Annotated in this window: 9 protein-coding genes; 6 read left to right on the forward strand and 3 right to left on the reverse strand. The window is 66.1% G+C overall.

Annotated elements, in window-relative coordinates; translation table 11 throughout:
* Positions 1–890 precede the first annotated feature (890 nt).
* The gene (locus QX135_RS09895) at positions 891–3,365 is read left to right on the forward strand and encodes a putative bifunctional diguanylate cyclase/phosphodiesterase (RefSeq protein ID WP_316176460.1); all 2,475 of its coding nucleotides are present in this window, start codon (positions 891–893) and stop codon (positions 3,363–3,365) included.
* Between the two features lie 107 nt (positions 3,366–3,472).
* On the opposite strand, the gene QX135_RS09900 is transcribed toward QX135_RS09895, so the two are convergent.
* A complete protein-coding gene (locus QX135_RS09900) occupies positions 3,473–4,036 on the reverse strand; it encodes a nitroreductase (protein ID WP_316176459.1) in 564 nt (187 codons plus the stop codon).
* A 322-nt stretch (positions 4,037–4,358) separates the two neighbouring features.
* On the opposite strand from QX135_RS09900, the gene QX135_RS09905 reads away from it, so the two are divergent.
* Positions 4,359–5,261, forward strand: a complete 903-nt coding sequence (locus QX135_RS09905) for a hypothetical protein (protein WP_410052027.1) — start codon at positions 4,359–4,361, stop codon at positions 5,259–5,261.
* Between the two features lie 91 nt (positions 5,262–5,352).
* On the opposite strand, the gene thrS is transcribed toward QX135_RS09905, so the two are convergent.
* Positions 5,353–7,419 carry a threonine--tRNA ligase gene (gene thrS, locus QX135_RS09910; RefSeq protein WP_316176457.1) on the reverse strand — a complete coding sequence of 689 codons (2,067 nt, stop codon included), beginning with the start codon at positions 7,417–7,419 and terminating at the stop codon, positions 5,353–5,355.
* 381 nt (positions 7,420–7,800) lie between these two features.
* On the opposite strand from thrS, the gene QX135_RS09915 reads away from it, so the two are divergent.
* The 3 genes from QX135_RS09915 to QX135_RS09925 all read left to right on the forward strand — a co-directional run bounded on the left by QX135_RS09915 (position 7,801) and on the right by QX135_RS09925 (position 10,846).
* On the forward strand, positions 7,801–9,078 hold the full coding sequence (locus QX135_RS09915; protein ID WP_316176456.1) for a hypothetical protein: 1,278 nt from the start codon (positions 7,801–7,803) through the stop codon (positions 9,076–9,078).
* A 94-nt stretch (positions 9,079–9,172) separates the two neighbouring features.
* Entirely contained in the window at positions 9,173–10,348 is a 1,176-nt protein-coding gene (locus QX135_RS09920) for an MFS transporter (RefSeq protein WP_316176455.1), read from the forward strand.
* Between the two features lie 147 nt (positions 10,349–10,495).
* The gene (locus tag QX135_RS09925; protein WP_315737513.1) at positions 10,496–10,846 is read left to right on the forward strand and encodes a hypothetical protein; all 351 of its coding nucleotides are present in this window, start codon (positions 10,496–10,498) and stop codon (positions 10,844–10,846) included.
* Positions 10,847–10,867: 21 nt separating this feature from the next.
* On the opposite strand, the gene QX135_RS09930 is transcribed toward QX135_RS09925, so the two are convergent.
* Positions 10,868–12,028 (reverse strand): alpha/beta hydrolase, encoded by a 1,161-nt coding sequence (locus QX135_RS09930; protein WP_316177232.1) that lies wholly within the window; start codon positions 12,026–12,028, stop codon positions 10,868–10,870.
* 390 nt (positions 12,029–12,418) lie between these two features.
* Between QX135_RS09930 and QX135_RS09935 the strand changes: the two genes are divergently transcribed.
* Positions 12,419–13,792: an APC family permease gene (locus tag QX135_RS09935; RefSeq protein ID WP_315737728.1), complete on the forward strand. Its 1,374-nt coding sequence runs from the start codon at positions 12,419–12,421 to the stop codon at positions 13,790–13,792.
* Position 13,793 lies beyond the last annotated feature (1 nt).

Genomic DNA, 13,793 nt, shown 5'->3' on the forward strand with positions numbered 1-13,793 from the left:
ACCACGGGTGTCGTCCCGGCGAACGCCGGGACCCATACCGCGGATGCTATCGGGGGACGTCGCTGTCAGTGGCCCGCATCACCGCGGCCGGTGGCTATGGGTCCCGGCTCAAGGCCGGGACGACAGCGGTGATTGTCGAAGCAGTGGTGCGCGACACGACTCGCTAAGTCGTGCCACATCTGCCCGTCGGGTTACTTTGTCGCAGTTATTAGTTCTTGTGTCGTCGGGCAAATCAGGTCGATCTTCCGCGCATCCCGCCTCGAGATGAGGGGCGTATCGCGGTCGTCACGAGACGCGAGGCGGGGAGCGGTGGGCGTGGTGGATTGCAGCGCGAGTCTCTCGCGCCGACGAACAATTCGCTGCGCACGGTCAAGTCGCGCGGTCCTGATATCCCGATGCTGATATCAACCTCACAGCGATGCTCGCGCGTCGTGCGGGGGATGGTGGCCAGAAAGCCCGGCGCACCAGGGAGAACGCGAAGCAGCCGTTCAGCCATCGCGCAGGGAGGGCCGGGTTTCCGGCTGACCCGTGGTACCTGCCGCCTGCATTTTTTCGCAGGCGGGCCACGGACCTCAGTCGAGGTCCGGCTCTCCCTGCGCCCTCTGTTCGAAGAGGGCGGTTCGATCAGCAAAACTCGGGCAGAGATTGTCGCGAGATCGCAGGTTCACATCCGCATCTATGCCGTATCGGTCTCGACCTCGCCGTTGCGACATAGGCGACGAACGTGAAGCGATGCTGTCACAGTCGCTAATGCGCGATAACCATGGAACCACTTAAAACTGTCACAATGGCTGCGCGCCACGCGCGAAGCCAATGCATTTACAGCTCGTTAAAGCCGCGTCTGCTTCAGATACCGCCGGGACCGACAGGGTGGCGATTGAGTGGAAATGATGAGTGCCGCGACGACCAAGGCGTTGACGACGATCAGCAGCGATCTGTTTGACGACATCCCGGTGCTCAGGCGCAAATGGCAGGCCGCGTTGAAGCCCGGCCAGCGCCTGCCGCGCTACGAGGACGTCATGCTGGGCAGCCTCGGCCGTCTCGCCGATCATATCGCGGTGCTCAACAACGAAGACGGCGGTCTGCAGATTTCGCGCAGCGGCCGCTACGTCCAACAATGGTTGCAGGACGAACGCTCGGGCGTCGCGGTCGAGGCCGTGTCGCCGGATTGCGCCACCGTGCTGGTGGAGGCCGCAAACTGCGCGCTCGCCAGCGGCCAGCCCTATCTCGCCCATGCGCATTGCGTGCGCGACGGCATGGTTCGCAGCTATGACGTCCTGGCGCTGCCGACCAACTCGCGGTGGGGCAGCACGCTGGTCGGGACCTATGTCAACGAGCGCGACGCGCAATATAATCTGCTCGATGCGATTTTCTCGACGACGGATGACGGCGTGGTCTCGCTCGCAACCATCCGCGACAGCGTCGGCATGCCCTGCGATTTTCAGGTCGTCCATCACAATCGCGCGGCGGCCGAGCTGCTCAGGCTGCCATCGGCGACGCTGCAATGGCATCGGCTGAAGCAGGGCGGCAACATGCTGTGCACGTCCGAGGTGATGGCGCGGCTGTTCGACGTCGTCACGCACGGGCGGAGCGACCAGTTCGAGCTCGACAGCGAGGCCCGCAGTCTCAGGCTCGGCGCCCACGCCTTCGGCGACATCATCTCATTGACCATTGCCGACGTGACCGCGCTGAAGCGGCGCGAGGCGTCGTTCCGGCTGCTGTTCGACGCCAATCCGGTGCCGATGTGCATTCTCGACGCGAAGACCGCGCAGATCCTCAATGTCAACGATGCGATGGTCGGCCACTACGGCTACGGCCGGGCGGACCTCCTTTGCATGAACGTCTGGGATCTCTGGCCGCCGGGCGAATGGGAGAGCCTGGATGACGCGCTGTTGCGGCTTGCCGACGGTGACTTGTTTCATCGCGACTGGCGCCATCGCAAGGCCGATGGCAGCGAGATCGAGGTGCTGACCTATGGCCGAGAGATCACCTTCGACGGCCGCGACGGCGTGCTGGTCGCGATCGTCGATATCACCGAGCGCCGTCGCGCCGAGGCGCGCATCGCCTACATGGCGCACCATGACGGGCTGACCGGCCTGCCGAACCGCGAGTTCTTCCAGCAGCGCCTCACGCAGGAGCTCGACGGCGCCGGCGCGGCCGACCGGCGTATCGCGGTGATGTGCATCGACCTCGACCTGTTCAAGACCGTCAACGACTCCTTCGGTCATCCGATGGGCGACCGGCTGCTGCAGGCGGTCGCCGGCCGCCTGACGCAGCAGATGCATGGCGGCAAGCTGGCGGCGCGGCTCGGCGGCGACGAGTTCGCGGTGATCATCAGCCAGAGCAGCGGCGTCAACGACGCGAGCGAATGTGCCGCCCGCCTGATCGCGGCGCTCGGCGCGCCCTATGACATCGACGGCAATGAGCTCGTGATCGGCGCCTCCATCGGCATCGCGCTGTCGCCGGGCGACGGCGCGAGCTGCGAGGAGCTGATGAAGAACGCCGACATGGCGCTGTATCGCGCCAAGCAGGACGGCGGCCGCGTGCATCGCTTCTTCGAAAAGGAGATGGACCGCCAGGCGCAGAAGCGGCGCGACATGGAGCACGATCTGCGCCGCGCCTTCGCGCATGGCGAGTTCGAGCTGCACTACCAGCCGCTGGTCGATGTCGCGACCAACGCCATCTCTGCCTTCGAATGCCTGCTGCGCTGGCGTCATCCCGACAAGGGCATGATCTCGCCGGCCGACTTCATCCCTGTGGCTGAGGACATTGGCCTGATCGTGCCGCTCGGCGAATGGGTGCTGCGCGAGGCCTGCCACGAGGCGGCGCGATGGCCCGATGGCATCAAGGTGGCGGTGAACCTCTCGGCCGTGCAGTTCCGCAGCCGCAACCTGGTGCAGGTCGTGGTCCAGGCGTTGGCGCAGTCGGCGCTGGCGCCGGAGCGGCTCGAGCTGGAGATCACCGAGTCGATCCTGCTCGCCGAGACCGAGGCCAATCTGGCGACGCTGCATCAGCTGCGCCAGCTCGGCATCCGCATTTCGATGGACGATTTCGGCACCGGCTATTCCAGCCTGAGCTATCTGCGCAGCTTCCCGTTCGACAAGATCAAGATCGACCGCTCCTTCGTGAAGGATCTCGCGCAGCGCTCCGACTGCCTCGCCATCGTCCGGGCCATCTCCGGCCTCGGCAAGAGCCTCAACATCATCACCACCGCCGAGGGCGTCGAGACATCGGATCAGCTCGACTGGCTGCGCGCCGAAGGCTGCAACCAGGTCCAGGGCTTTCTGTTCAGCGCCGCAAAGCCGGCATCGGAGATCGCGGGGTTGCTGGCGCAGTTCGGCGCGCGGTCGTCGAAGGCAGCGTGATGGCTGACGAGTGCGCAGTGCGTAGCCCGGGCGAGCGGAGCGGCCCCGGGAACACCGTCCCCGCATGTCGCTTCGCTCATGCGGGCTACGGACTGCGGGCTGCGTTGTCAGAACCGCGTCACGATCTCCGCCAGCGCCGGGCGTGGCCGGTCCTCGCTCGGCTTGGTCGGCTTGCCGATATGAATGAGCCCGGCGAGCTTCTCCTCCGGCTTCAGGCCGAGCCCGTTCATCACATCGCGATCGAACATGAACCAGCCGGACAGCCAGCAGCCGCCATAGCCGAGCGCGGTGGCCGCGGTCAGGATGTTCATCGCGCTGGCGCCGGCGGAGAGCTCCTGCTCATAGGCCGGCACCTTGGGATGCGGCCGGGTGAAGCTGACGAGGCCGATCACCAGCGGCGCCTCCATCAGGCGGTTCTTCTCGACCTCAAGCTCGGCCGCGCTGGCCTGCGGGTTGTTCTTGGCGAAGACGGACGCGATGACCTCACCGGCGCGGCGGCGGCCGTCGCCCTCGAACACGATGAAGCGCCACGGCGCGAGTTTGCCATGGTCGGGCACGCGGGCGCCGATGGTCAGGATGGTGTCGAGCTCGGCGGGCGAGGGGCCGGGGCCGCTCATCTCGCGCGGCTTCACGGAGCGGCGGGTCTTCAGCAGTTCAATCGCATCGGTCACGTCGTGATGTCTCGTTGGTTGCACGCGGGACAGATAGCATGCGCCTTCGCCTGCAACGAGACCACGGAACGGCGTTTTGATCGGTTCTACCGCGTGTTGCCGCAGCCGCAGGCGGCGCGCGCTCTGCTCAAGCTGCCGTGCAGCCGTGACGTGAATCCTGCAATCTTTCGCCTCACACGGCGGCCCCGGCCTGGTTGGCTGCGGCCATCGGTCCGCCGCCAGCCTCGGCCGTGGCAATTGTGGAAATTTGGGTGGATCGGTAAAAAGATGACGCTGGAGACCGCAGTTCGCGGCCGGCCGGGGCAGCAGACTTGCGGTGGGAATGACAGCGCTGACACCTTCAGTTGATGCCGTCGTGCGGCTGCGCCGCGAGCCGGGCTTCGCCGCGGCGATGCGGGCGTCGACCGAGGCTGCCGTCAGGCTCTACCGGGGCGACCGCATCCTCAATGCGCTGCTGAGCGACCGGGCGCGGGCGCTGTTTCCACATGTCGCGCTGTACCTGCACTTCGCCGAGCAGCGCGATGGCGAGCTCGGCCTCACCGTCGGCGCCATGAAGGAGATGTGCGTCAGGCTCGGCCTGTGCAGCCGCGGCCGCTGCGAGGCGATGCTGGCGCTGATGCGCGCGACCGGGCTGGTCGCGTCCGCCTCCAATCTCGACCGACGCCGGCGTCCGCTGGTGCCGACCGACAAGCTCATCGCGCTGCATCGCGAGCGGTGGGGCGTGCAGTTCGACGCGATGAGCGCGGTGCTGCCGGTCGCCGTGGCTTATCGGGCGGCGCTGAACGATCCGGCCTTCGTGAAGACCTTCGTGCTCGAGCTTGGCCGCCGCTTCATCGCCGGCGTGCGGGTGCTCGACGGCGCGCCGGAGCTGGAGCCGTTTGCCGAGCGCACCGCTGGCATGGTGATCCTGTTCAGCCTGGCCCAAGGGGGCGGGCCGGACCAGCCGTTCCCGCCCGCTGGTCCCGTGCCGCTCTCCATCAATGGACTGGCGACGCGCTTTTCGGTGTCACGCAAGCATGTGCTGACGCTGCTGCGTGATGCGGAGGAGAAGGGCCTGCTCGTCCGCGGCACCGACGCCATCACCATCCTGCCAAGGGGACGCGAGGCGATCGAGCGGATGCTCGCGACGATGTTCCTCTACATGGCCGAATGCGCCGAGGTGGCGCGGCAGGCGGCGGGCCGGGATGGGAGTGCGACGGATGCCGTGGCCACCCTGTCGGCATAGCAGCGCCCGTAGCCGGGGTGAGCGCAAGCGACACCCGGGGAAACTGTTCCCGCCTGTCGCTGCGCTCATGCGGGCTACGAACCGGGACAGCTCACGCCGCCTCGCGCTGACGGCGCCGCACGTCCGGCGGCGTCGCTTCGTCGACCAAAGCGGCGATGGCCTCCGCGGTCGGCATCACGGTCTGGCCGTCGCGCCCGAGCCGGCGGACGGAGACCGAATGCGTCTCGGCCTCCTTCTTGCCGACGACGAGCAGGGCAGGGATCTTCTGCAGCGAGTGCTCGCGGACCTTGTAGTTGATCTTCTCGTTGCGCAGGTCGATCTCGGCCCGCAGACCCGCACGCCGCAACGCCGCCAGCACCTGCTTGGCGTATTCGTCGCCTTCCGAGGTGATGGTGGTGACGACCACCTGCGTCGGCGCCAGCCACAGCGGGAAGCTGCCGGCATAGTGCTCGATCAGGATGCCGATGAAGCGCTCCATCGAGCCGCAGATGGCGCGGTGGACCATGACCGGCGCCTTCTTGGCGCCGTCGGCGTCGATGTAGAACGCGCCGAACCGCTCCGGCAGGTTGAAGTCGACCTGCGTGGTGCCGCACTGCCAGTCGCGGCCGATGGCATCGCGCAGCACATACTCGAACTTCGGCCCGTAGAACGCGCCTTCGCCCGGATTGATCTCGGTGCGGATGTGGTTGCTCTGCGCCTTGATCTCGTTCAGCACGGTCGCCATCACGCGCTCGGCGTGATCCCACATCTCGTCGGTGCCGACGCGCTTGTCCGGCCGGGTCGAGAGCTTCACCGTCAATTCGCCCTCGAAGCCGAAGTCCGAGTAGGTCGACAGGATCAGGTCGTTGATCTTCAGGCACTCGTCCGCGAGCTGGTCCTCGGTGCAGAACACATGCGCATCGTCCTGGGTGAAGCCGCGCACGCGCATCAGGCCGTGCATGGCGCCGGAGGCCTCGTAGCGATGCACGACGCCGAACTCGGCGAGCCGCAGCGGCAGGTCGCGGTAGCTCTTCAGGCCGTGCTTGAAGATCTGCACGTGACCCGGGCAGTTCATCGGCTTGAGCGCGAACCAGCGCTTGTCCTCGGCCTCGTCGCCGGCGGACTGCGCTGCGAACATGTTCTCGCGATACCAGTTCCAGTGACCGGAGGTCTCCCACAGCGACTTGTCGAGGATCTGCGGCGCGTTGACCTCGTCATACTCGCCGGCGAGACGCCGGCGCATATAGGCGATCAGCGCCTGGAAGATGCTCCAGCCTTTGGGATGCCAGAACACGACGCCCGGACCTTCCTCCTGGAAGTGGAACAGGTCGAGCTCGCGGCCGAGCTTGCGGTGGTCGCGCTTCTCGGCCTCCTCGATCTGCTTGAGGTAGGCGTCGAGCTGCTCCTGCTTGGCGAAGGCGGTGCCGTAGATGCGGGTCAGCATCGGGTTGTTGGAATCGCCGCGCCAATACGCGCCCGCCACCTTCATCAATTTGAAGGCGTTGCCGATCTTCCCCGTCGAGGTCATGTGCGGACCACGGCACAGGTCGAACCAGTCGCCCTGGTAGTAGATCTTGATCGGCTCGTTGCCCGGAATGGCGTCGACCAGCTCGACCTTGAACGCCTCGCCCTTGTCGCGGAACACCTGCTTGGTCTTCTCGCGGTCCCACACCTCCTTGGTGAAGGGTTTGTCGCGGCCGATGATCTCGCGCATCTTCTTTTCGATCGCGGCGAAGTCTTCGGGCGTGAACGGCTCGTTGCGGAAGAAGTCGTAATAGAAGCCGTTCTCGATCACCGGACCGATCGTGACCTGGGTGCCCGGCCACAGCGATTGCACGGCCTCGGCGAGCACGTGCGCGCAATCGTGCCGGATCAATTCCAGCGTGCGCGGGTCGTCGCGGTCGACGAGCTCGAGCTTGGCGTCCTCGGTGATGGGATCGTCGAGGTCGACGAGGTCGCCGTTCAGCGCCATCGCGACGGTGCGCTTGGCGAGCGAGGGCGAGATGCCCTTGGCAATGTCGAGACCGGTGGTGCCCCTGGGATATTCACGCCGGGCGCCGTCTGGGAAGCTGATGGTGATCTTCTCGACCGGGGTGGCGGGCTTCAGGTTGCTGAGGCTGTATTGGAAATTGGACTTTTGCTGGTCGGACTTGGAATCAGGCGATTTCGGATCGGACATGGGTCACTCCTTGAGCTCACTCCTGCGAACGAGCGCAGGTAAGCGGGAGCAAGGGGTATAGCAGGGGATTTTCAGGCTGCAACCGGGAGAGGGACGGGAAAACCGCCCAATTGCGGCCGGTGCGGCGATGCGGAGATTGCCGCCGCGGACCGGTATGATACAACTTCAAGTGTTCGGGGCGTGGGGACGCGTTTGGCGATGGAGTCTGCAGGGGAGGCGCCGCTCTCCGTTTGTCGGCGCGGCGGCATTCATGTTGGGGCCGCACTGATCATGTGCGTGTTGTCGAGCCTGTCGTCGTTCGCGGCCGTTCCGGCGGCAACAAGGCCCGCGGACCAGTCCAGATCCATGGTCCAGCCGAGACCTCTTTCGCAGCAAAAGGCTTTGCAGCCGAAGCCGGCGGCGCAGCCAAGGCCCCCGGCCAGACCTGCAACGGAGTCCAGGCCGGCCGCGCGCCGCGCCCCGTCGCCGCGGATCGCAGATGGCTCGGCGCCGATTGCGTTCGCGCTCGTCAAGGGCTCCTCGGACGCCTGTGGACATGGCTGTGACAGCTGGATCGCCGCTGAAGGCAAGATCGACGGCGGCGCCGCCGCGCGCTTCCGCAAGTTCATGAAGCAGATCGGCGAGCGCAGATTGCCGATCTACTTCAATTCTCCAGGCGGCAATCTGCAGCAGGCGCTCGCCATCGGCGACATGCTGCGCGAGCGCAAGGCCGCCGTGCGGGTGGGACGTACCACCTTGCGCGAGTGCGGCTTCGAGCCTCAGGAGGGCGAAGCTTGTAGCAAGCTGAAGCTGTCCGGACGCGAGCTGCATGGCGAGGTCTGGACGCGGGGGGCGACGTGCAATTCGGCCTGTCCCTACCTGCTGCTCGGCGCGTCCACACGTGACATCGCAGCGGATGCGACGCTCGCGGTGCATTCTCCGCGCGTCATCCTGAACTTCACGGGCGGCGTGCCGACCCGCGAGATGCGGGCGCAGGCGATGCAGCAGGCGATGGCTCGGGCCGACAAGATGGTGCTCGACTACATCACCAAGCTCGGCGCGGATCCCGGTCTGCTGACGGTGGCGCGGTCTGTCCCGTTCGAGAGCATGCGCATCCTGACGCGGGAGGAGATCGCGCGGTTTGCGCTCGACAGGCGGCAGCGGGTGGAAAGCCCCTGGATGTTCGAGACCGCCAGCCGAGGGATTGCCTACAAGACCATTCTCGCACGTAGGGACGGTGAGAGCACGTTCCAGACCACGCGCTTGCAGATGGTCTGCTTCGATCAGGACCGCTTCGAGCTCGACGTCGAGCGCATCGCGCCGGCCGGCTCGCCGCCGGGTCCGCTGGCGATGGCGAGCGGAGATATGCGGCTCAATTTCCTCTCGCCGCCGCGGCGGTCGGGCGATCGCGAGACCTGGGGCGTGTTCCTGAATGCAAGCCAGGTGAAAACGCTGTCGTTGATGCCGTCGGCCGAGCTGAGCGATTCCCTGTTGAATGTCGCGCGTCGCAATGTCTCGACATTTCCGGTGAGCAGCGAAGGCCTGCAATCTGCCCTGAAGATGCTGACCGACAGCTGCCCGCCGTCCAAGGCCATCGCCCGTCCGACGAGTACGCCGGTTCCGTGGACGCAGATTCCCTCGCCGCAGGCCTCGGCGGCGCAGTCCGCCCCCGCGCGCTGACGAGAATGGACGAAGGAGGCAGGACGAGAGAAAGTCATGGACGGCATGAGACATTTTCATGCAAATGCATGGAATTCTCTGCTATTGAGGCGCGATGACATCCACATCCGCTCCCGGGCGCTTTGCGCCGACCGCGCTCATGCTCGGCAATCTCGTCACCGGCTGCTCGGTGCTCGCGCCCGCCGGCCTGCTGCCGGAACTCGCCTCGGATCTTGCTGTCGGCGTTCAGACGGCGGGGCTCCTGATCACCTTCGGCGCGGTGGTGCTCTGCATCTGCTCGCCCTTGACCGCCTGGCTGACGAGCCGCTTCGATCGCCGCCGTCTGCTCGCAGCGACGCTCTTGGTGCTCACGCTCGGCAATCTCGGCTCGGCGTTTGCGCCCGATTATGCGAGCCTGCTCGCGCTGCGCCTCGTGATGCTCGCGGGCGGCGCTCTCTATACACCGCAGGCCGCCGGAACGGCGGCGCTGATCAGCCCGGTCGAGAGACGCGGCAGCACCATCGCCTATGTCTTCCTGGGCTGGTCGCTGGCGGCCGCCGTGGGGCTGCCCATGATCACCTTCATCGGCAGTCATTCCGGTTGGCGAGCCGCCTATCTCGCGGTCGGTGCGGCCGGCACGGTCAGCTTTGTTCTGCTGACATGGCGCCTCCCATCCGGCCTGAAGGGCGCGCCGGTCGCGTTGAAGACCTGGACCGAACTCGGCCGCAACCGCCTGGTGGTCCTGCTGCTCCTGGTCACGACCCTGCAGATGTCGGGACAGTTCGTCATCTTCACCTTCATGGGACCGCTGCTGAAGCGCCTGACTGGCGCCGACTCCAACCAGATCGGCCTGGTGTTCGCGATCTACGGCGCCTGCGGCTTTCTCGGCGTCGTCATCGCAACCCGGATCGTCGATGGCTGGGGAGCCTACCGGACGTCGCTCTTGTTCACCTGCCTGATGTTCGCCGGCGTGTCGGCCTGGACGCTGGCGGCAGGCACCTACGGCCTCATGGCGGTGGCGGTCGCAATCTGGGGGTTGGGGTTTGCGTCCACCAATTCGATGCAGCAGGTTCGGCTGGTGGCAGCCGCGCCGCCGCTCGCCTCGGCTTCGGTGTCGCTCAACACCTCCGTGCTCTATATTGGCCAGGCCATCGGCTCCGCGATCGGCGGCAGCCTGTTCGCGCGGGACCTGCTCGGCGCCACCGGCTACGTCGCATTGATGTTCCTGACCCTGGCATTGCTGGCAATCCTGGCCAGCCGCCAGCGCGCGCGGATCGCGGTTCCGGCCTGAGTAGCGGGTTGACGCTTGGCAAAGCCGGCCCGACCGGATTAAAGGCCGATGTCGTGGGGGCTGCTGGGGCGTGGATTCTGCCACGGCCGGCGAGTAGCATCGACGGACGTCCTCGCGTGCCCACGGGTCGGATGAGAGAGATATGGCATGAAGAAGATGATGTTGAGCCTGGCTGCAGTGCTGCTGTGCACCCCTGCGCTGGCCCAGAGCGCGCCGATGGTCGGTGACCGACCGCTGGTGCAGGTCAAGCCGAAGGGGACGAAGACCGCCGCCGCAGCGCCGGCCAAGCCGCAATCGGCGGCCGCCAAGCTCCAGGCCTGCCTGGAGATCGATGACGGAACCAAGGAGCGCCTGAACTGCTACGACGCCGTCATTCCGCCGGCCGCCAAGCCGAAGGCGATGAAGGCCAAGGCGGTCGGCGACTGCAAGTTCACCAAGGAAGAGGACGAGCGGCTCGCCTGCTTCAACGGCTTCGTCGAGAAGCTGCCGAAGTCCTGAGGCGTTGCTGCGGCCGCTCTCTCAGCGGCTCGACACGCGGTTCGACATGTCCTGGGCTCCGGCCGCAATCCGGATCGGCGGCTGGGCGGCCGCCATCTTGACCAGCACATCCTTGATTGGGTTGCGAGTCCAGGCCTGCGTGACGTAGTCGCGATGGGTGATGCCCTCGTCGGTCTCGACGAAGACGACGCTGCCCGGGCGCAGCGGCCGGTCCATTTCTTCGGAGACTTCGATGCCGCGATTGCGCAGCATCGCCATCAGTTCCTGATCATGCCGCGCGGTATAGCGCGTGTAGGAGCTGATGAAAAAGCCGGAGCGGTTGCGCTCGATCCAGTTGGCGAACTTGTCGAGCTGGCCGTAGACCGCATCGAGCAGCACGACGCCGCGCACGCGGTCGCTGATGCCGCCGACCTCGAGGCTCCATGCCGTGGGGAGGAAGCCGCCGCTGTAGCCGACGATTACGATGGGCATGCCGGCGAAAGTCTTCGCGCTTGCCGGATCGCCGGTCAGGCGGGCGAGGCTGGCCGCGGCCTCGTCCATGAAGCGCTTGAAGCCGCCGGGCTGCCAGAACTTGCCGGCGCTCGAATCGGCGGCGTCGACGGCCATCTGCGGCGCGAGCAGCACCGCGTTGACGCCGGCCGCGGTGATCTGCTGCGGCACCAACTGGCGGTCGCGCACGTCGCGCTCCAGCGTGGCGCCGTTGCCATGGAAGAACACGACGATCACGCCCGGCTTGCGCACATCGAATTGTTCGGGGACGTGCACCAGCACACGGCTGTCGTTGTAGGTCTGGTCCTGCCAGTAGACGCGGCCGGAGAAGCTGCGGTGGCCGCGGCGCTCACCGCTGCTGACGTTCAGGAACGGTGCGTCGGATGCCGGATTGTTGCCGAAATAGGGAAAGGCCGACGACTTCATGCTGACGAGGGTCGTCAGTTCCTCACGCTGCGGCCGTCCCGGCCGCTGCGGCTCCAGCGATGCGATCTGAGAGGACGCCGGCTTCGGGGCGAAGTCGGAGGGCGTGTGAAGCCGAAAGCTCTCCTGCGCAGACGGGAAACGGTCGCTGAATTCAGGTGCCGGAAAACGATCGTCGAAGGTCAGCCCCTGGGCCGTCGACGCGTTGGCGGCCAACGCCTCGGGATTGGGGGCCTTGCCGCAATGCGTGAACGAAAGGCAGATCGCCAGCGCGAATGCCGCGCGCCACCAGAGGCACCAACCTCTGCGCACAGACCTCAAGACGTTATGGTCTTCCCCGATCATCCGTCCCCAAAGACGAGTTCGAGCGCAACACGGCTCTTCAACCAGCGGATTTCGTTCAACCTGCGCCGCCGAAATTGAGGTCGCGTTAAGGATCGTGTCCGGTCAACCCCGGGCGCACCGGGACACACCACGCGAACGTGTCGCGATTGTGGGACGCCTGGCGACCCAATGCAATGTCGCAGCCCAGCCTGTCCGAAATCGGTTCATAAATACCCTTGATGAAGGTCATATTTAACGCCCGTTAACGATGTTTGAATGGTTCGGCGGGAACCTGGGCCGAGGCAGAGGAAGGGGCGCCGGGCGTCCTTCGACGAGATGGCTGCATCCGAGGCGGACGATCCCGGCCGGGGCCGGACAGACGGCGACCGGGTTCCATCCGTGTCGCTTCCGGTTGCGACTGCTATCGTCATCGCCGACATGATCGGGGTCGGCGTCTTCACCAGCCTCGGCTTCCAAGTCCGGGACATCCCGTCGGGCTTCTCCATTCTGGTGCTGTGGGCGGTCGGGGGATTGGTGTCGATCTGCGGGGCACTGTCCTATGCCGAACTCGGCACGATGTTTCCGCGCTCGAGCGGCGAGTACAATTTTCTCACGCGGGCGTTCCACCCGGCGATCGGCTTCATGGCCGGGTGGGTCTCGGCGACGGTGGGCTTCGCGGCGCCGGTGGCGCTCGCGGCCATGGCGTTCGGAGAATATGGTCGTGCCGTCATCCCGGGCGCTCCGCCGCTGCTGCTCGCCACCGGCGCTGTCTGGCTCGTGACAGCAGTGCAACTCGGCGGCATCAGGCAGTCGAGCCGTTTCCAGCTGTTGTCGACCGTGCTGAAGCTCGGGCTCATCACCGCCTTCCTGATCGCCGGCTACACCATCGCCACCCCGCAACCGGTGACGTTCCTGCCAACCGTGACCGATGTCGGTCACGTGACGAGCGCGGCGTTCGCGACCGGACTGGTGTTCGTGATGTACGCGTTCTCCGGCTGGAACGCGGCGACCTACATCATCGGCGAGTTGCATGCGCCGGAGCGGACCTTGCCGCGCGCGCTGCTGTTGGGCACGGTGATCGTTCTGGTGCTCTACATCGCGCTCAACGCGGTTTTCCTGCGAGCCGCACCGATGGACGCGCTCGCGGGCCAACTCCAGGTCGCGAGCATCGCGGGCAGTCATATCTTCGGCGAGACCGGCGGGCGCTTCGTGGCCGCGATGATCTGCATCGGACTGGTTCCTTCCATTGCCGCGATGATGTGGATCGGCCCGCGCGTGCTGATGACAATGGGCGAGGACATTCCGGCGCTGTCGGTGTTCGCGCGGCGCTCGCGCAACGGGGCGCCGGCATATGCCGTCCTGTTCCAGCTCACGGTGGCCACCCTGATGCTGTTCACGGAGAGCTTCGAGGCGGTGCTGGATCTCGTCCAGTTCTCGCTCTTGTCCTGCTCGTTTCTCGCTGTGCTCGGACTGTTCAAGCTGCGCATCGCGCAGCCCGAACTCACGCGACCCTACCGCGCCTGGGGCTATCCGGTCACGCCGTTGATCTTCCTCAGCGTGACCTTCTTCATGATGTACTATCTCGTCGCGACGCGGCCCTTGCAGGCAGGGCTCGGCGCAGGCGCAATGGCGTCAGGATTGCTGATCTATTGGCTCGCTCACGCGCGATCGCGCCGTATCACCGCAACGCTCGCATCGGGTTCGGATTGAA

Source organism: Bradyrhizobium sp. SZCCHNR1098 (assembly GCF_032489375.1).
Lineage (GTDB): Bacteria > Pseudomonadota > Alphaproteobacteria > Rhizobiales > Xanthobacteraceae > Bradyrhizobium.